General features: G+C 60.4%; 22 protein-coding genes. 17 read left to right on the forward strand and 5 right to left on the reverse strand.

From position 1 onward, the window contains the following. The first annotated feature begins 226 nt into the window (after nt 1–226). From IPP88_18325 to IPP88_18355, 7 genes are all read left to right on the forward strand, one after another. On the forward strand, nt 227–529 hold the full coding sequence (locus IPP88_18325; GenBank protein ID MBL0124594.1) for a sigma-70 family RNA polymerase sigma factor: 303 nt from the start codon (nt 227–229) through the stop codon (nt 527–529). A gap of 291 nt (nt 530–820) precedes the next feature. Next, a complete protein-coding gene (locus tag IPP88_18330; protein ID MBL0124595.1) occupies nt 821–1,438 on the forward strand; it encodes a response regulator in 618 nt (205 codons plus the stop codon). Beyond that, a complete protein-coding gene (locus tag IPP88_18335) occupies nt 1,332–2,288 on the forward strand; it encodes a GAF domain-containing protein (protein ID MBL0124596.1) in 957 nt (318 codons plus the stop codon). Before IPP88_18330 ends, IPP88_18335 begins: the two co-directional genes overlap by 107 nt. A 2-nt stretch (nt 2,289–2,290) precedes the next feature. Next, nucleotides 2,291–2,446 carry a hypothetical protein gene (locus IPP88_18340; GenBank protein ID MBL0124597.1) on the forward strand — a complete coding sequence of 52 codons (156 nt, stop codon included), beginning with the start codon at nt 2,291–2,293 and terminating at the stop codon, nt 2,444–2,446. A 33-nt stretch (nt 2,447–2,479) separates the two neighbouring features. Continuing rightward, a complete protein-coding gene (locus IPP88_18345) occupies nt 2,480–3,070 on the forward strand; it encodes a PAS domain-containing protein (protein ID MBL0124598.1) in 591 nt (196 codons plus the stop codon). Nucleotide 3,071: 1 nt separating this feature from the next. After that, complete coding sequence (locus tag IPP88_18350; protein MBL0124599.1) at nt 3,072–5,633, forward strand: PAS domain S-box protein; 2,562 nt, start codon at nt 3,072–3,074, stop codon at nt 5,631–5,633. Beyond that, entirely contained in the window at nt 5,630–6,934 is a 1,305-nt protein-coding gene (locus tag IPP88_18355; protein ID MBL0124600.1) for a response regulator, read from the forward strand. The genes IPP88_18350 and IPP88_18355 overlap by 4 nt, the downstream gene beginning before the upstream one ends. Before the next feature lie 30 nt (nt 6,935–6,964). Here the strand turns inward: IPP88_18355 and IPP88_18360 are convergent, their stop codons facing one another. From IPP88_18360 to flgA, 5 genes are all read right to left on the reverse strand, one after another. Continuing rightward, on the reverse strand, nt 6,965–7,444 hold the full coding sequence (locus IPP88_18360) for a VapC toxin family PIN domain ribonuclease (GenBank protein MBL0124601.1): 480 nt from the start codon (nt 7,442–7,444) through the stop codon (nt 6,965–6,967). Beyond that, on the reverse strand, nt 7,444–7,680 hold the full coding sequence (locus IPP88_18365) for a hypothetical protein (GenBank protein MBL0124602.1): 237 nt from the start codon (nt 7,678–7,680) through the stop codon (nt 7,444–7,446). Before IPP88_18365 ends, IPP88_18360 begins: the two co-directional genes overlap by 1 nt. Before the next feature lie 261 nt (nt 7,681–7,941). Beyond that, complete coding sequence (locus IPP88_18370) at nt 7,942–8,433, reverse strand: flagellar protein FlgN (protein ID MBL0124603.1); 492 nt, start codon at nt 8,431–8,433, stop codon at nt 7,942–7,944. Nucleotides 8,434–8,441: 8 nt separating this feature from the next. Then, nucleotides 8,442–8,759, reverse strand: coding sequence for a flagellar biosynthesis anti-sigma factor FlgM (gene flgM, locus IPP88_18375; GenBank protein MBL0124604.1), 318 nt, complete (start codon nt 8,757–8,759; stop codon nt 8,442–8,444). A gap of 127 nt (nt 8,760–8,886) precedes the next feature. Continuing rightward, nucleotides 8,887–9,654: a flagellar basal body P-ring formation protein FlgA gene (flgA, locus tag IPP88_18380; protein MBL0124605.1), complete on the reverse strand. Its 768-nt coding sequence runs from the start codon at nt 9,652–9,654 to the stop codon at nt 8,887–8,889. 254 nt (nt 9,655–9,908) lie between these two features. Here flgA and flgB point away from each other — a divergent pair, with 254 nt between their 5' ends. From flgB to flgK, 10 genes are all read left to right on the forward strand, one after another. Then, on the forward strand, nt 9,909–10,325 hold the full coding sequence (gene flgB / locus IPP88_18385) for a flagellar basal body rod protein FlgB (GenBank protein MBL0124606.1): 417 nt from the start codon (nt 9,909–9,911) through the stop codon (nt 10,323–10,325). A gap of 36 nt (nt 10,326–10,361) precedes the next feature. Then, entirely contained in the window at nt 10,362–10,778 is a 417-nt protein-coding gene (gene flgC / locus IPP88_18390; GenBank protein ID MBL0124607.1) for a flagellar basal body rod protein FlgC, read from the forward strand. A gap of 11 nt (nt 10,779–10,789) precedes the next feature. Further along, nucleotides 10,790–11,464 (forward strand): hypothetical protein, encoded by a 675-nt coding sequence (locus IPP88_18395; protein MBL0124608.1) that lies wholly within the window; start codon nt 10,790–10,792, stop codon nt 11,462–11,464. 31 nt (nt 11,465–11,495) lie between these two features. Beyond that, nucleotides 11,496–12,725, forward strand: coding sequence for a flagellar hook protein FlgE (flgE, locus tag IPP88_18400; protein ID MBL0124609.1), 1,230 nt, complete (start codon nt 11,496–11,498; stop codon nt 12,723–12,725). A 56-nt stretch (nt 12,726–12,781) separates the two neighbouring features. Beyond that, nucleotides 12,782–13,522, forward strand: a complete 741-nt coding sequence (gene flgF, locus IPP88_18405) for a flagellar basal-body rod protein FlgF (protein MBL0124610.1) — start codon at nt 12,782–12,784, stop codon at nt 13,520–13,522. Between the two features lie 31 nt (nt 13,523–13,553). Then, a complete protein-coding gene (gene flgG, locus IPP88_18410; protein MBL0124611.1) occupies nt 13,554–14,336 on the forward strand; it encodes a flagellar basal-body rod protein FlgG in 783 nt (260 codons plus the stop codon). A 19-nt stretch (nt 14,337–14,355) separates the two neighbouring features. Then, nucleotides 14,356–15,105 carry a flagellar basal body L-ring protein FlgH gene (locus tag IPP88_18415; protein MBL0124612.1) on the forward strand — a complete coding sequence of 250 codons (750 nt, stop codon included), beginning with the start codon at nt 14,356–14,358 and terminating at the stop codon, nt 15,103–15,105. An 11-nt stretch (nt 15,106–15,116) separates the two neighbouring features. Beyond that, nucleotides 15,117–16,241, forward strand: a complete 1,125-nt coding sequence (locus IPP88_18420) for a flagellar basal body P-ring protein FlgI (protein MBL0124613.1) — start codon at nt 15,117–15,119, stop codon at nt 16,239–16,241. Then, nucleotides 16,241–17,239, forward strand: a complete 999-nt coding sequence (gene flgJ / locus IPP88_18425; protein MBL0124614.1) for a flagellar assembly peptidoglycan hydrolase FlgJ — start codon at nt 16,241–16,243, stop codon at nt 17,237–17,239. Before IPP88_18420 ends, flgJ begins: the two co-directional genes overlap by 1 nt. 72 nt (nt 17,240–17,311) lie before the next feature. Then, nucleotides 17,312–19,189 (forward strand): flagellar hook-associated protein FlgK, encoded by a 1,878-nt coding sequence (gene flgK, locus IPP88_18430; GenBank protein ID MBL0124615.1) that lies wholly within the window; start codon nt 17,312–17,314, stop codon nt 19,187–19,189. Nucleotides 19,190–19,199: the final 10 nt, after the last annotated feature.

Genomic DNA, 19,199 nt, shown 5'->3' on the forward strand with positions numbered 1-19,199 from the left:
GTTCGAGACCTACGCCAACCAGCGCATTCGCGGCTCCATGCTCGATGTTGCGCAATAACGACTAGCTGCCACGCGGCGTTCGCAGAAACCAGCGCGCCATCGGGGACCGCCATGTCAAGCTCGAACACCGGCTGCGGGGCACGCGCGACGGAGGTGAAATCGCCCGCAGAAATAAATATCTCCAGAACGCTATCAGGAGCTGTTGCAGGACGCCAAGGGATCCCAGTTGTTCTATTTTGATGATTACAACTCCAGCGCGGACGGTGGAGATTACCTCGACCGCCACGTCACCGGGGACGACGCCGCCAGCGATCCGGTTGAGGTGCTGAACGACAAACGCTTCCGCCTCGAACTGGTGAAACACATCGACGAGCTGCCGCCGCGCGAAAAACAATTGATGGGTCTTTACTACGAGCAGGAACTGAATTTCCGCGAAATCGCCGCGATCATGGGTGTGACCGAATCGCGTATTTGCCAGTTGCACACGCAGGCGGTGACACGGCTGCGTTCCAAACTGAAAGGCTGGTGAGTGCGTGCATGTCGCACGCAACTCCCCTTCCCGAGTCGGCGGATCAGGCGGCCACCATGCACCGAATCTCCCTCCTGCGCGGAACAGATTGTCCCGGTTCCGCGATAGACCGTTTACGCACAGTCAGTCGCACCGCGCCTGACAAACTCAAGCACTGGCGCGCTTCGCCGGAAGAAATTGCCCGAAAACGCCCGCCAGCGCTTGAGTTTTCTGTCGTAAAAATAGCGAACCTGACTTCCGCGTTCGCTCACGCGGGCGGGCGATGTCGCAACGCATTTAATCACCCGGCAGGTGAACCAGCGCGAAGCCATCAACGCCAGTCAACCAACGTTCCTCGATCTGATCGTCGTCGATGACTGCATCGACGACATTGATCAGGAAATCGGCGCACTTAAACAAGCCGGCGTGGCCGCGGGCGCGCGCCAGGTAACGGACGAGGCCGCGTTCCGCGCCGCGCTGGGCGAACGGCTGCCGGACGCCATCCTCGCCGATTGGACGCTGCTGCATTTCACGGGCCGTGACGCGCTCGCCATCGCCCGCGAACGTTGTCCCGGGGTACCGTTTATTTTTGTTTCCGCGACCGCGTCGGACACTGTCGCGCTCGAGGCAATACGCCATGGGGCGATCGACTACATTCAGAAAAATCAACTGCGACTGCTCGCCGGAAACGTTGTTGCGCTGCACGTGACGCAGCGCACGAACGCAACGCGGTGGCACGGAAAAATACCGGCAATTGTTCGAGGGTTCGCGCGATGCCATGGTCGTGATAACGCCACCGAGCTGGAATTTCGTCGGCGCCAACATGGCGGCGCTGCAGATGTTCGGATTCGCCAGCAAGACGGACTTCGCGGCGCTGGGGCCATGGGACATTTCGCCCGAACGCCAGCCGGATGGGCGTCTCTCGGCTGACAAAGCGCAGGAAATGATCGCCACCGCGGTGCGCGAAGGCTCGCATTTTTTTGAATGGCAAAGCCGGAGAATGAATGGAGAGAGTTTCACGACCGATATTCTGCTGACACGGATGCTGGTGGACGGGCAAGTATTGCTTCAATGCACGGTGCGCGACATCTCCGAGCGCAAGAACAGCGAAGCCGCCATGGCCCTCGCCTCAAGGCGCACCGCGGCATTGCTGGATTTGCCCCTTGCGGTCGAGCGGATGAGTGAAGTGGAATTCATGCAGCATGGGCTGGAGCAGGCCGAGCAACTTACCGGTAGCCAGATCGCCTTCATCCATTTCGTCAACGACGACCAGCAAACAATCGAACTGGTGACATGGTCGCGTGCAACACTGGAACACTATTGCCATGCGGCCTTCGACAACCACTATCCCATCAGTCAGGCGGGAATCTGGGCGGACGCCTTGCGGCAGCGCATGCCAGTAGTGTTCAACGACTACGCCAACGCCGCTGGCAAGCATGGGCTGCCGGACGGGCATGCGCGCCTCGAACGCCTGATCAGCGTACCGGTGATCGACGGTGGCCTGGTGAGGATGATCGCAGGCGTAGGCAATAAACTCGAGACTTATTCCGATCATGACGTCGAGACGGTTCGGCTGGTCGCCAACACCGTCTGGCGGATTGTGCGGCAACGGCGCGCGGACGCCGCTCTGAAGGCGAGCGAGGCGCGCTATCGGGCGGTGGACCAGTCGGCCAACGACGCCATGGTCACGATCGACATCACCGGGAATATCGTCGGACATAACCCGGCCACGGCGCGGCTCTTCGGCTACGATGAAGCCGGCTTTCCGGACAGGCATTGACCATGCTGCTGCCGGAGCGCTTTCGGCAACATCACCTTGCGGGGGTACAAAGACGGCTGGCCGACGACAGCCCGCCACTCGGTGCAAAATCCGTCGAAGTCATCGGGCGCCGCAAAGACGGTGGCGAATTTCCGCTGGAACTTTCCGTTGCGCGCTAGACTTCAGGCAAGGACCGGTTTTTCACCGGCATCATGCGGGATATTAGCGAGCGCAAACAGGCGCACGAGGAGTTGCGACTGAGCGAACAACGTCTCACACTGGCACTGAAAGCCGCCGACCGGGGCCTCTACGATCTGAACGTGCAAACCGGTGAGGCGATCGTTAGCCCGGAATACGCCAGCATGCTTGGTTACGACCCCGTCAACTTTCATGAAACCAAAACCGCATGGTTTGAGCGCCTGCATCCTGACGATCGAGATCGTGTTATCCGGACTTATCTGGATTACATCGCCGGAAAAATCCCCCGTTTTCGCGTTGAATTTCGCCAACGAACACACTCAGGCGGCTGGAAGTGGATACTTTCCAAAGGCACGCTCGACGGACGCGACGCCACGGGCCAACCCTTGCGCCTGCTGGGGACGCATACTGACATTACCGCACGCAAACAGGCGGAAGAAACAATCCGGAAGTCGACGGGTTTGCTCCAGTCCGTTGTGGACCACGTGCCTGCCCGCATTTTTTGGAAGGATCTCGATTCGCGCTACCTCGGCTGCAATTGCCGCCTTTGCGAAGGATGCCGGACACTCGAAATCAGGCGATTTGATTGGCGAGACAGATTTTGACATGCAGTGGAAAGACCAGGCCGCGCTGTACCGCGCGGACGACAAAGCTGTATTGGAATCGGGCATCCCCAGGCTGGATTACGAAGAGCCGCAAACAACGCCGGATGGCAAGACGATCTGGCTGCGCACTTCCAAGTTACCGCTTCGCGATGAAAACAATCAGGTGGTCGGGCTACTAGGGGTCTATCAGGACATCACCGAAAGCAAACTGGCGGACGCACAGCTCCGCAAGCTCTCATTGGCGGTTGAACAAAGCCCGGATAGCATCGCCATTACCAACGTCAATGCCCAGATCGAATATGTCAACGATGCGTTCTTGCAAGCAACGGGTTACAGCCGCGCGGAAGTGATCGGCAAAAATCCGCGTGTGCTGCATTCTGGCAAGACCCCGCCCGAGACTTACGTTGCCATGTGGGAAGCGCTTTCAAACGGCCGACCATGGAAAGGGATGTTTTACAACCGCAAGAAAGACGGCACCGAATACATCGAGCTCGCCATCATCACGCCATTGCGTCAATCCGATGGATCGATAAGCCACTACGTCGCGGTGAAGGAAGACATCACTGAAAAGAAACGCGATGGCGAAGAACTCGATCGGCATCGTCACCATCTGGAAGACCTGGTCGCGCAGCGAACGACCGACCTGATCACCGCGCGGCAACAGGCCGAAGCGGCGAATCTGGCCAAGAGTGCCTTCCTCGCGAACATGAGCCACGAAATCCGCACGCCGATGAACGCAATCATCGGCTTGACCAATCTCATGCAGCATGAAGCGGCCACCACTGGACAAATAGAGCGGCTGCGCAAAATTGACGGCGCGGGGCGTCATCTGCTGTCGATCATCAACGATATCCTCGATCTGTCGAAAATCGAGGCCGACCGGCTGCAACTGGAAAATACCGATTTCAACCTCTCGACGATCCTCGACAGTGTCGCCTCGCTCATCGGCGAATCGGCACGGGACAAAGGGCTGCATATTGAAATCGACTTCGATGGCGATGCCATTCCACCGTGGCTGAGCGGAGACCCGACAAGGCTGCGACAGGCTCTGCTCAATTACGCCGCGAACGCGGTCAAGTTCACCGAAGCGGGTTCCATCGCTTTTCGCGCCCGGCTGCTGGAAGAACGCAACGAAGAACTGCTACTGCGATTCGAGGTGGCCGATACCGGCATCGGCATCGCGCCCGACAAGATTGGCCGCCTGTTCAACGCCTTTGAACAAGCGGACACCTCGACGACGCGCAAGTATGGCGGTACCGGGCTTGGGCTTGCGATCACGCGGCGCCTGGCAAATCTGATGGGCGGGGAAAGCGGTGCGGATAGCGTGCCCGGCGCGGGCAGCACCTTCTGGTTCACGGCGCGGCTGAAACGCGGCCTCGGCACCATGCCCGCCATAACGCGATCGACAGGCGCGGGCGATGCCGAAACGCAATTGCGCCGCCTGCACGCCGGCGCGAAAATCCTGCTGGCCGAGGACAACGCGATCAACCGCGAAGTCGCGTCGGCAATGCTGACGCGCGCAGGCTTGAACGTGGAGACGGCGAATGACGGACAGGAGGCGCTGACCAAGGCACGCGCCATGGAATTCGACCTGATATTGATGGACATGCAGATGCCCGGCATGGACGGGCTCGAGGCGACCCGCGCCATTCGCTCCCTCGCAGGCTGGAAGACAAAACCGATCCTGGCGATGACCGCCAACGTCTTCGAGGAGGATCACCTCGCCTGCGAAGAGGCGGGCATGAATGACTTTCTCACCAAGCCGGTCGAACCCGGCGTCCTGTACCAAACCATATTGTTATGGCTGTCGAGTGCGTCGGAGAATTCCGCTCAGGTTGGTGCTGGGCCCACTACATCCAATTCACCCAATACAACCAACGCACCCAATACCCGCGCAGCCGCGTCGTCGTCACTGCCGACGCCGCAAAGCCTGCCCGCGCCACTCGCCAATTTCGGCGGGCTAAATACCAGCCGGGTGCTCGCCGCCCTGGACGGGGATGTCGTTGCCTACGTGAGACTGTTACGGCAATTCGCGGCGAGCCATCGCGACGATGCGCAATTCCTGCGCGGCGAGCTGGCGGCGGGCCGGACCGATACGTCCTGGCAACGGCTGCACGCACTGAAAGGGGCCGCTGGAACATTGGGCGCGACTAGCATTCAGGCCACCGCGGCGGCACTTGAGCAGGCATTGCGCAAACATGATTTGCCGCCACCACGACGCGATGCTTTGCTGGCTACCTTGCAGGCAGAGCACGCCGCGCTGGACAAAGTCCTCGCATCTGTCGCCGCGCTTGCGCAACCGGCCACGGCAACGAATACCGGTAGCGAGTTAGCGGCCGACCCCGCTCGCACGCGAATTGTCCTTGAACAACTCGAACCGCTGCTGGCCACCGACGATACCTCGGCCGGCCCACTATTTGAATCGAATCGCGCACTTCTGCTGGCAACGCTGGGCGCGGAGGCCATGCAACTGGGGCGGCAACTGGCGGACTTCGACTATCCGCGTGCGCTCGCCACGCTGCGTGATCTGAAACCACGCACACTGGAAACTCACGAGGCATGAAAATGGACCAACAACCCGACGCGGATCCCACGAGCGCTGGTCGTGCCGACGCCACCATTCTTGTCGTCGACGACGAGCCGGCAAATCTCGGCGTGCTGAACGCGCTGCTTCAGCCCCACTTCCGTGTGCGCGTCGCACGCTCCGGTGCGGACGCACTGCGGGCAGTCGGCACTTCGCCCAAGCCCGACCTGGTCCTGCTGGATGTCATGATGCCGGAGATGGACGGCCACACCGTGCTGACCAAGCTACGCGAATCGCCCGCCACCCGCGAACTGCCGGTCATTTTTGTCACGGCGATGGATGCCCAGGAAGACGAGCGGCACGGTCTTGAACTCGGCGCGGTCGACTACATCACCAAGCCGATCAGTCCGGCCATCGTCCTCGCCCGCGTACGTACGCAGCTCGAACTGAAGGCGGCTCGCGACGGCCTCGCCGACCAGAATGCCGTACTCGAAGTGCTGGTGACGGAGCGAACCCAGGCACTCAATCACGCACTGGACGATGCCCATGAAAAACATGCCGCCCTGCAAAAATCATATTTCGGCACACTCAGGGCAATCAATGCCATCGCCGAGCTACGCGGCCGCACCATCGGCGAACATTCCCGCCGCGTCGCGGATGTATCGCGGCAGTTGGCACGCGACCTGGGCATGAGTGAAGCGGAAATCCAGGATGTCTTCGTCGCGGCGCTGCTGCACGATATTGGCAAGATTGGCTTTTCCGACGAGTTGCTGCGCAAGCCCGTCACTGCCATGAACGCGGAGGAATTGGCGCTTTACCGGAAGCATCCGGCAATGGGCGCGGGAGCGCTCGGCAAGATTGAAGCCCTAGCGGGAATCGCCGCCATCGTCCGTGATCACCACGAACACTTTGACGGCTCCGGCCATCCCGACGGACGCAGTGGCCTCAACATTCCGATGGGCGCGCGCATCGTCGCCGCCGTCAGCGACTATGACGACCTCCGCAGCGGCGCGCTGACCGCCTCGCCGCTATCGAAAAAGGAAAGCCGCCGCTATCTGCTCGAAGGCCGCGGCCATCGCTACGACCCAACCGTCATCGACCAGCTCGAACCACTGCTGGCGTTCGACGCGGAAGACGAAATCGATGAAATCAAAGTCGGCGCCAAACACCTTCAGGTCGGCATGATGCTGTCGCAGGACGTGATGCACCCCGACGGTTTCCTGCTGCTATCAAAGAGCACCGTCCTGGAACGGCTGCTGATCGACCAATTGACGACCGTGCAAAAGGGCTTGGGCGCCATCTTGGAGATCTACGTGCTTCGGAAGCGGGTCGGGCAATGAGCGTCCGCTGAATTTCATCCGGCCATGCCATCACTCCGCACCAATGAACGCAACGTACCTTGCACGCTCTGCCGGCGGCAGCAAGTCCGCCAGACCCGCGTCGAGCGTGGCGACTTTGCCCTTGCGGCGTTTCGCCAGTTCGATCAAATAGGCGTCGGTCACTTGCCGATGCCCCACCAGGGCGTTGCTGGTGAAGCTGGCCAAGTTATTGACTTGCAAATCGTCGGCCCAAAAAACGTGCCCGGCCAACGCGATCATTTCGCCCAAGGCTTTCACGGCGGCGCGCGGACTGACCGCGGTGGAAATGATTTTGGGATTCGATGAAATGCGCACAAACGCCAACTGCGTCAGCGGGCAGGTTGCCCAGGATTGATGTCCCGCCTTTTCAAACCATGCGTGCGCAACGACGTGATGTACGTGGTTCGGCCAGGCGAGCGCAATCAAAACGTTAGCGTCGAGCAAATGGGGCGCCGAAGAAGGCCGTGACGTGCCGGCAGCCGGTTTGGCCATCAGTCTTCATCCTGCTTCACGTCATTTAGCCCAATCATCGCGGCGCCCTTCGACGATTTGAATACCGGAAAACCGCTTTTACGATTCACTGAACGCTGGCTTTGTGCCTGACTTTGCGCTTCCAAGCCTTTATTCGCCAATTCGGAAATGATATCTCCCAGCGCGACCGAACGTGCCGCCGCCAAGCGCTTGGCCGTGCTGAGTAATTGTGGATCGAGATTCAATGTGGTTCGCATGGCATCCTCCTGGCTACGCATCAGCGCATCATAACATCATGGCATTGCAGATGGCAGGGGGCCACTGATTCATCTACGTCCCGAATGCTCTTTGATAAGCGCAGCGTACCCAGTCCTGAGCCCGTCGAAGGATCAGGGCGAACGGAAATGAGGCTAATATGAGCCTTCCCAAAGCAAAAACCCTAGCACTGGTGAGGCTTTCAAGGCGTTTATGCCTCGGAAACCGCACCAGTGCTAGGGTTTATGCGTTTGCCGCAACCCTCAGGCGCGACCGATGATCCCCGGCGACGGCATCTGCGCGGCGGCGAAACCTTCCGGAAAATAGACGGCATCGCGCCGTGCGTCCGGGCGGACGACATTGAGACGATCGTTGACGCTGCGCAGTTTGATCTGGACGAGACGGCTGGCAAGCTGGTTAAGCTGGCGGGCGTGTTCCGCGTGGTCTGTGAGCTGGTCAAAGGCCTTACTGATGCGAATCGACGACGTACGCGCGAGCCATGATTCGGCGGATTTCAGTTGCGGGTTTTTTGAGGTCTGGCGGGCAACGGCGTTGACGGCATCACGCGTGGCGAAGATGCGGCCCAGCAGGTGTTGTTTGCGGCTGGCGCAATCGCGCACCGTGTCGGCGCGGCCGATGGCGAGCGCATCCAGTTCTTCTTCGAGCAAGCCGATAAATTGTGCCAGCTCGCTGGTCTCGCGATGGAGCAGATCCTCGATCGCGTTTTCGATATCCGGTGGCAGTGTCGCGTTCATGGCGCGTGCTAACGCTTCCCGCGCAATAGCGCTTCGAGATTGCTGGAGATCACCTTGTTGGCGACGACCTCCGCGTCCACCTTGAACGATCCCTCCGCGATCAGCGCCTTGACTTCTTCAACGCGCTTGGCATCGAATGCCCCGTCGCTGGTTGTGTCAACGCCCAATGTGGAAAGGCCGCCCGACAACGTGACCGTGGCCGAGGTTTCACCCTTCAATGGCTGCGCTGGTGTCGCGATGGCTTTGGCCTTGTCGGCTTCAGTCGATGCGGCGCCGCCCGGGGGCGTCCCGCTACGGAAGAGTTCCAAAGGATTGCCGATTTTCACGATTTTTCTCCGCTCAGTTAAACCCTTGATTGCCTTGTCGTCGACTTTTGCTGGGCTGCCCGGCGAGGGAAACCTTAAGTCTTACCCTCATTTTCGACACTTCAAACCAGAACTTTAGGGTTTTCCACTAATAGCGCAATTCTACAACCCGGCCCATTCGGGCGGTACCCGAAACAATTCTGCCGGTTTCGGTCTTGACACGAATGCTTTGGCCATCCAGGGCATGCGCAAGCGCTTCGCCATCGGCGGAAATGGTGAAGCCATCGCCTCTTGCCAACAGCTTGACCTGATCCCCCTGTGAAATCGCCGATGCCGCGCGGAAATGCTCCAGGCGCAATATCTGGCCGGGAAACAATGCGCGCGCCAATACGCGGCCTTCGACTTGTTTTAAATCCGAAACAGGCGTGCCAGGCTCACGCGACAGCTCGCTTTCAAGCAATTCGACATCGTTATCGGCAGGCGTGGACCCAAACATGAGGGATTTCCTTGCCGTCAGGGCAGCGCCAAACACTTTTACCGTGACCGGCAGGAATACCGTCCACGTGGCGCCTTCCCGGCAACGCATGCCGACATTGATCCGGCCCCAGGCACGGGTGCCTGCCGGCAGGAACGGCTCGATCTTGTTGCAGGGTGCCAGTGCCAGGCGTGGGTCTAGCTGGCCAACGGTGATTTCCGCGCGGCCGTGAATACCGGCTGTCTCGCGTTCCAGCAGCATTTGTACGCTGCTTTCCGGCGGCATTTGCGCAACGACCGCCGTTGACGCGTTTGCCGCCGTTGCCCCCGTTGCAAAGACGGCAAAGATGAACAGCCCGCCCGACAGCAAGGCCATCGCAACCATCCGCGCCTGTATTCGTCGTGCGGTAAAGGTTAAGGCCGTTGATATGGATGTGTTCATTGCATTCATTGTGGATTGCTCCGGCCGCGTCGCATTGTTGATGTGGGCAAATGTTACGCGCGCACGCAAGCGGCAAACAGCCGGAATAGGCCGGACATTACCGGTCTTTTCGGCCGTTCGATTTGCCATGCGGTTCGGATAATGAATCCCATACATAGGGTATTTCCGGCTTGCATCACAGGTAATCAGGTCATTGGCATGCGAGCGGGAATGCCGAATACACGTGCAGGCAACGTACCGAACAGGAGATGGCCATGCTGAATCAGTTGGGCGACACCTTGACCTACCACGGCGATGCGCTGAAACTGCGCGCCGAACGCCAGCGGGTACTTGCCGCCAACATCGCCAACGCCGATACACCCAACTACAAGGCAATGGACTTCGATTTCAAGTCCGCCTTGCAGAATGCCACCACCGGGTTCGGCAGTCCCACAAGCGCCGCCGCCGGCGTGTTCAAGACTGACGCGCGCCATCTTTCCACGTCCACCTTGTCACTTCCCGGCGTCAACATGCAGTACCGCACACCCAACCAACTGTCGATCGACGGCAACAGCGTCGAGATGGATACCGAGCGCGCCAGCTTCGCCGACAACGCCGTGCGCTACGAAGCCTCGTTGCGATTCCTGAACGGGCAAATCAAAACGCTGTCGCTGGCCATCCAGGGTCAATAGGCAATCCGTCACGCGTAACAACAAGGAGACCGCCACATGTCGCTATTCAAGGTTTTCAATATCGCCGGCTCTGGCGTTCAGGCCCAGAGTCAGCGGCTCAACGTGGTGGCCTCGAACCTCGCCAACGCTGAAAGCGTGGCCGGACCCGATGGCCAGCCGTACAAGGCACGTCATGTGGTGTTTCAGGCGCAAGCCGTCGGCACGCAGCCGGCCGACAAGCAAACGCCCGGCGTGCGCGTGAGCCAGATCATCGAAGACGATGCCCCGCTGCGCAAGATTTACGACCCGAAGCACCCGCTCGCCGATGAGCAAGGCTACATCTCGATGCCGAATGTGAATCCGGTCGACGAGATGGTCAACATGATGTCCGCGGCACGTTCATATCAAAGCAACATTGAAGTCATGAATACGGCAAAAACGTTGCTGCAGAAAACCCTGCAGCTCGGCAACTAGGGAGCCATCGAATGACCATCGCCATCAACCCAGCCATCAACGCCGCGACAACATCCACCTCCACGTTTGGTGCCGCCACCAGCAATACCATCGGCAAGGACGAGACCGAGGACCGGTTCCTGAAACTGCTCATTGCCCAGATGAAAAATCAGGACCCGCTCAATCCGCTCGACAATGCGCAGGTCACCAGTCAGATGGCGCAGATCAATACCGTGCAGGGCATCTCGCAGCTCAACGCATCGATGCTGTCCATGCTGACTCAATTCCAGGACGCACAGGCAATCACCCTGCCCGGCCGCCAGGTGCTGGTGGAAGGCAACTCGCTGGCACTTGCCAAGTCCGGCGACTTACTATCGGCGAAAGGCGGATTCGATCTGTCGCAGGATGCCGAGCGCGTGACCGTTGACATCAAGGACGACAAAGGCGCCGTGATCACGCAACTCAATCTGGGTCCGCAGACCGCGGGCGCGGGAACATTCAACTGGAGCGGCGCGCTCGAAAAGAGCATGGCCGCCGCGGGCAAGTACACCTTCGACGTCAAAGCTTACAACGGCACGGCGGCGATCCCCGTCACCACATTGATGGCGGCACGCGTCGAAGGCACCGCCAATACACCGCAAGGCGTACGTCTCACACTTGAAGGCCTCGGAAGCCGCTACTACAGCGACATTCGCATGGTTATCTAATTTCAATCACCGGACAAGAAAAGGAAACATCATGGGTTTTCAACAAGGTTTGAGCGGATTGAGCGGCGCCGCACGCAATCTCGAAGTAATCGGCAACAATGTCGCCAACGCCAGCACGGTGGGCTTCAAATCGTCGCGCGCCCAGTTTGCCGACGTCTATGCCAATACTCTCGCGGGAAGCACGATCGGCTCGATCGGCATCGGCACAAGGGTGTCGGGCGTTGCGCAGATGTTCACGCAGGGCAACGTCACCACCACCAACAATCCGCTGGATGTTGCAATAAATGGCGAAGGCTTCTATCGCCTTTCCACCAACGGCACCATTTCCTATTCGCGCAATGGCCAGTTCCAACTCGACAACAACGGCTACATTGTCAGCAATGGCGGCGCGCGACTTACCGGCTTTGCGGCGGACGCCGCCGGCAACATCACCACCGGCACGCCGGTTGACCTGCGCATTTCCAGGACAGACTTGCCGCCGCTCCCCACCAGCACGGCGACGGCCGGCCTGAACCTCGATTCGCGCAAGACCGCGCTAACGGCCGCTGGTTTCAACCTGGCGAACGCTGCAACCTATCACGGCGCCACCTCGCTCTCGACCTACGACAGTCTCGGCAACGCGCATACGCTGTCGCTGTACTTCGTGAAGACGGCCGCCAACACCTACAGCGTATTTGCTGCCAATGACGGCGTGCAGGTCGGTGCGGCGGCGGTGGGCTCGCTCGTATTCCAATCGGATGGCTCGCTCGATACCACCGCTACCACGCTACCGTTCAACCTCAGCGTGCCACTGCCGGCCACCAGCGGCGCCACCACCACGATGACGATCGCGCTGGATTTCACCGGCACCACCCAGTTCGGTACGGCGGTTGGCGTGAATGAGCTGAACCAAAACGGCTATACCGCCGGCAAGCTGGGCGGATTCGGCATCGGTGCCGACGGGGTCATCGTCGGACGCTACTCCAACGGCCAGACGCTTGCCCAGGGACAGATTGCACTTACTTCTTTCAGCAATTCACAGGGACTTGCTCCGCTGGGCAACAACCAGTGGGCCGAGACATCGGCCAGCGGCCTGCCGCTGGTCGGCGCACCGGGCGCGGGCGTGCTTGGCGCACTGCAGGCCGGCGCGGTGGAAGAAGCCAACGTCGACTTGACGCAGGAGCTGGTCAACATGATCACCGCGCAACGCATCTACCAGGCCAATGCGCAGACGATCAAGACCGAGGATTCCCTGATGCAGACGATCGTCAATCTGCGTTGATGAATCTCTGCTTGAATCTCTCCCTGAAAACTTTCCTGCCAACCTGATCGCTCAAAATGGACCGTCTTGCCTACCTCGCTTCCGCCGGCGCCAAGCAGTTGCTGCACCGGCAGGAAACCATCGCCCACAATCTGGCCAACGCCAACACGCCCGGATTCCGCGCCGATCTGGATGCATTTCGCGCGGTGCCGGTGCAAGGCCAGGGGCCGGGTACACGCGTCTTCGTCGCCGAGTCAACGCCCGGCTTTGACAGCACGCCCGGCACACTGCAGGCGACCGGTCGCAATCTGGATGTCGCCATCGAAGGTGAAGGCTTTCTGGTGGTGGAAGCGCGCGATGGCGGCGAGGCGTATACGCGCGCCGGCTCGCTCGACGTCGGCGCCGACAGCACGCTGCGCACCCGTTCCGGCCTGGTGGTGCAAGGTGATGGCGGGCCGATCACCATTCCCGAAAATTCCCGCGTCACAATTGGCCGCGATGGAACCGTCAGCGCGACAGCCGGCGGCGATAACAAAAGTGTCAACGTCGTGGGCCGCATCAAGCTGGTCAATCCGCCCGCGGCAAGTCTGGTCAAGGGTGGTGACGGATTGCTGCGCGCCATCGATGGCAACCCGGCGGCGACGGATAACAACGTCAAGCTGGTCGATAGCACGCTAGAAGGCAGCAACGTCAATCCCATTGACGCACTGGTCGGCATGATCGCCGTCGCCCGCCAGTTCGAAACGCAGATGCGCCTGATGAGCACCGCCGAACAAAATGGGCGCGACGCCAACAAGTTGCTCTCGGCCAACGGCTGATACAAAACATGGCACCGATGAAAGGGCAAACATGATTCGCTCACTGTGGATTTCCAAAACCGGGATGGACGCGCAGCAAACATCGATGGACGTCATCTCGAACAACCTCGCCAACGTCTCGACCAGTGGCTTCAAACGTTCGCGCGCGGTATTCGAGGACCTGCTGTATCAGACCATTCGCCAGCCGGGCGCGGCAACCTCGCAACAAACCCAATTGCCGACCGGCTTGCAGATCGGGACCGGCGTCCGGCCGGTCGCGACCGCGCGTGTTTTTACCCAGGGCAACCTGCAACAGACCGGTAACAATCTCGACGTCGCCATCAACGGCCAGGGTTTTCTGCAAGTACAAATGCCTGACGGCACCACCGGCTACACGCGCGATGGCAGTTTGCGCATGGATCAGCAAGGCCAGGTAGTCACGTCTAACGGCTTTCCGGTGTTGCCCGCCATCACCATTCCACCCGGCACACAAACCGTCACCATCGGTCAGGATGGCACGATTTCCGTCTCGGTCGCGGGCACGGCGGCGCCGACCCAGGTCGGCTCGCTGCAACTGGTGAACTTCGTCAACCCCGCGGGCATGCAAGCCATCGGCCAGAACCTCTACACCGAAACCGCCGCGTCCGGCACGCCGAGTGCCGGCACGCCGGGTACCAATGGCCTTGGATTGCTGAACCAGGGCTATGTCGAGACCTCGAACGTGAACGTCGTCGAAGAACTGGTGTCGATGATTCAAACGCAACGCGCCTACGAAATCAATTCGAAAGCAATCCAGACGTCGGACCAGATGTTGCAGAAACTTTCCCAACTCTAACCGGCAGACGGTGATGCAAATGGATATCGTTGAATCGCTGGCCCGCTCACATGAGCACCTGTCGCGCGCGCATCGTCATGATGTCTTGCGCGAACTTGCACGCATCGCCGGCTTCGTTCTTGTTCTGCTGTTGATGGCCGTATTTGCCGGGTGCTCGCACATCGAACCGCGCGTCAAAATCGTCGAGCCGACATCGGCAAGGCCGGCGCCCGCGGTCTCCACGCCGGCCAACAACGGCGCCATCTTCCAGGCGGCCGGACATCGCCCGCTGTTCGAGGATCCGCGGGCACGGCTCCGTGGCGACATCATCACCATTGCCATCAATGAAAAGAACAGCGCGTCACGCACATCCTCGTCGAACGCCTCGAAGACCAACGATGTCAAAGCCTCCGTGCCCGCCGTGGCGGGACTGCCGGGAAAATTCCTGCAAGGCGCCAACCTGCAAGCGAGTTCCTCGAACGAATTTGCCGGCAAGGGTGACACCGCCAACGGCAACTCATTTGCCGGCACCATTACCGTCACTGTGGTCGATGTGCTGCCCAACGGCAACCTGCAGGTAGCCGGCGAAAAGCAGATCGGCATCAACCACAATCTCGAGTTCATCCGCTTCTCCGGCGTGATCAACCCGGTCACGCTGCAGGCCGGCAATATGGTCGAGTCCACCAAGGTGGCCGACGCGCGACTGGAATACACCGGCAAAGGCTATATCGACGAAGCACAGCGCATGGGCTGGCTGTCGCGCTTCTTCCTCACATTCTTGCCGTTCTGACGGGGTCCCCCATGAAAGAACTTACCTTGCAACGCCTGTTCTTCTTCACCCTGCTGATCGCCTCATTCTGGTGTGGCTCTCTTCAGTCCGCGCGCGCCGAACGCATCAAGGATCTGGCGAACATACAAGGCGTGCGCACCAACCAGTTGATGGGTTATGGACTGGTCGTCGGCCTCGATGGCAGCGGCGATCAAACCACACAGACGCCGTTTACCGTACAAAGCCTGACCAACATGCTTTCGCAACTTGGCGTGCAACTGCCGCCGGGTACCAACCTGCAACTGAAAAATGTCGCGGCCGTGATGGTCACCGCCTCCCTGCCCGCCTTCGCCAAGCCGGGCCAGTCGCTTGATGTGACGGTTTCCTCGCTGGGCAATGCCAAGAGCCTGCGCGGCGGGACACTGCTCTTCACGCCCCTCAAGGGCGCGGACGGGCAGATTTACGCGATGGCGCAGGGCAATGTGATCGTCGGCGGCGCCGGCGCATCGGCCGGAAAAAGCAGCGTGCAGGTCAATCATTTGAGTGCCGGCCGCGTGCCGGCCGGCGCCACGGTTGAGCGCGCGGTAAATTCCCCGTTCGCGCAAAGCGAGCTCATTACACTTGAATTGCAGACCACCGACTTCTCCACTGCCCAGCGGGTGACGGACGCCATCAATGCGGCATTGGGATCAGTGGTCGCGCATGCGATCGATGGCCGCGTGGTGCAAGTAACCGCACCGGCTGCATCGCAGGATCGCGTCGCGTTCATGGCACGACTCGAGAGCATCGATGTGGAACGGGTGATTCCGTCGGCCAAGGTCATCATCAATGCCCGCACCGGCTCGGTGGTGATGAACCAGATGGTGATGCTGGAACGCTGTGCCGTGGCGCACGGCAACCTGTCGATTTCCATTAACTCCACGCCGGTGATCAGCCAGCCCGCGCCGCTCAGCCAGGGGCAAACCGTGGTGTCGGAAAAAGTCGATATCCAGATGAAGCAGGAAGGCAGCAACCTGATGATGATGGAGGGCGGCGCCAAACTGTCCGATGTCGTCAAGGCGCTGAACGCACTCGGCGCGAATCCGCAAGACCTGGTGGCGATTTTGCAGGCAATGAAGGCGTCGGGTTCGTTACGCGCCGAGCTCGAGGTAATCTGATGAGCCTGCCGATCAATCAGATGGCGCTCGATTCCCGCGGGCTCGACAGCCTCAAGCGCACCGCACACGAATCGCCAGACAAGGCGCTGAAAACCGCTGCCACGCAATTCGAAGCGCTGTTCATGAACATGCTTCTGAAGAACATGCGCGACTCGCTTCCCAAGGATGGGCTGATGTCGTCGAGCGCGGGCGACACCTACACCACCATGCTCGATCAGCAACTGTCGCAAAACCTCGCCAGCAAAGGCACCGGACTCGCGGACATGCTGGTGAAGCAACTCAGCCGGAATGTGAAGCCGGCGGCGGGCGCCCATGCGAGTACCGTTTCCGCTTCCGCCCTGGCTTCGCGATCCTCCGCGGCGCGGGTCACCCCCAAAACGACATCGGCATCGGCATCCGCCCCCGCGATTCGACCAAATTCACCACAGGCAATTCAGGTCATGCGCCAGGCTACGGCGGCCACACCCGCGACAGCCACCGCCGCCGCGATGGAAACTGTAAAACCCGCCACGGTCAATTCAACCGAACGCAAACGCGATTTTGTCGTACGCATGTCACAGCATGCGAAAGAAGCGGAACTGAAGACGGGCGTCCCGGCCAAATTCATGATCGGCCAGGCAGCGCTGGAATCCGGCTGGGGCAAGCGCGAAATCAAGGATGGCAGCGGACAATCCGCGTTCAATGTATTTGGCATCAAGGCGACCGGCAACTGGAGCGGGCCGACAGTCGATGTATCCACGACCGAATTCGTCAACGGCGTAGGCAGGAAGGTCGTCGAAAAATTCCGCGCCTACGCCTCCTACGCCGAGGGTTTTGCCGACTACGCAAAGCTCATCGCCGACAATCCGCGCTATGCCAACGTGGTCAGGACCGCGCGCCAGGGTATCGAATTTTTCGCACAAGGTCTGCAACGCGCCGGCTATGCGACCGACCCGGCCTACGCCACCAAGCTGACAAGGGTCATCAATGACGCGGTGCAAATCGACCGGCAAGCCTAAAGTATTCGCCGTTTCTGCCGATTAACTGCCGAATACGACAAAAAGTTATAGCGAACCCGACAGGAACCCGACATGGCAAGTGGAATCTTGAATATTGGCGCCAGCGGCCTGACCGCGGCCTACGCAGCGTTGCAGACCACCGGCCACAATATTGCCAATGTATCCACGCCCGGCTACAAACGCCAGCAAACCAATCAGACATCGACTTTCGGCGCGGGATACATTGGCAACGGTGTCAGCGTCACGAACGTATCGAGGGTCTACAGCGAACTCGCCAGCAGCGAAGCCAATCGCGCCGAGGCGCGTGCCAGCGAGGCTGGCGCACAGGCCGCCTACATTGGCCGGCTCGACAGGCTGCTGGGCGATTCCACGAGCGGTGTCGGTGCGGCGGTCGACAGCTTCTTCAACAGCTTGCAGGCCCTTTCCGCCCAACCGTCGTCCACGGCGCAGCGCACGGCCTTCCTCGACGAGACACGCAATCTGGCGGCAAGATTTTCGGAGGCCATCGACGGGATCAATATTCTCAAGGATACCGCGGCCCGGGACCTGTCGCTGTCACTGAACAATATCAACGAAATGGGCCGCCAGGTGGCCTCGCTGAACTCGGCGATCTCGCTGGCCCTCGCATCCGGCATGTCGCCAAACGATCTGATGGATCAGCGCGATAACCTGATCCGCAATATCGCCGGCGAAATTGGCGTGACCACCATTGAACAAAGCGACGGTTCGGTCAACCTGCTGGTGGGCAACGGACAGCCGCTGGTGGTGGGAGATCGCGTGAGTAAATTGGTGATTGGCGCGGACCCCGCCGATCCGGACAAAGTCGCGCTGATCCTTCAGGGTCCTGCCGGCAACGTAATGGTGGGTAGCGACGGCAGCGCGATGGGCGGCAAGGTCGCGGCCATGATGAACATACACAATCGGGACCTGGCGGGCGCCGAAGCCGAACTGGGCCGCCTGGCGATCGCCATTGCCACGCCCCTGAATCAGCAGCATCAGCGCGGTCTCGACCTGAATGGCAATAGTGGCGGTGACCTGTTCACGCTTCCGGCCGCGGTCAGTTACCCGCTGTCCACCAATACGGGCAACGCGGCGGTGAATATTTCCATCGCTGACGCCTCGCAACTCAAGGCGAGCGACTACCGTCTCGATTTTGACGGCGCCAACTATCAACTCACGCGATTAAGCGACAGCACGCAACAATCCTTTGCCGCCATGCCCGCGACCGTGGACGGGTTCGGCATCAGCATCGCTTCCGGCGCGATGGCGGCCGGCGACAGCTTCACGTTAAAGCCGGTCTCGACACGCGCAGGCGGCATCGCCGCCGCCTTCATGGATCCGCAGCGGGTAGCACTGGCGCTGCCGGTTGCCGCCAATGCCACGCTTGGCAATGCCGGCAACATCGCCGTACAGGGCCTCAGCCTCGATGCAACGCCGAACGCCAATCTCACACAACCCGTCACGCTGACGTTTACCGGGCCGAATACCTTTGATGTCGCCGGCGTTGGCACCGGCAACCAGACCGCGCAAACCTACACGGCCGGGACGCCAATCAGCTTCAACGGCTGGACACTTGACTTTTCCGGCACACCGCGTGCCGGCGACACGGTGACCATCCGTCCCAATACCAATCCGGCGGGTGACAACCGCAATGGCCTGAACCTGGCCGCGTTTGAATCCGGCGGCATCGTCGATGGACGAACTCCGGCGCAGAGCTTCGCCGCCACACTGGCCAACGTAGGCAGCCAGGCGCGTGCAGCCAATCTCGATGCACGCATCCAGGGTGCGGTACGCGATGACGCGGTGGCAGCCGAGCAAAGTTTCTCCGGCGTAAATCTCGACGAAGAAGCCGCCCGGCTGATGCAGTACCAGCAGGCGTATCAGGCAGCCGCCAAGGTGATTGCCACCGCGCAAACGGTATTCGATGCCCTGCTCAGCCTCGGGCGATAGAAAGGTCTCA

This window comes from Betaproteobacteria bacterium (genome assembly GCA_016720925.1).
GTDB lineage: Bacteria > Pseudomonadota > Gammaproteobacteria > Burkholderiales > Usitatibacteraceae > UKL13-2.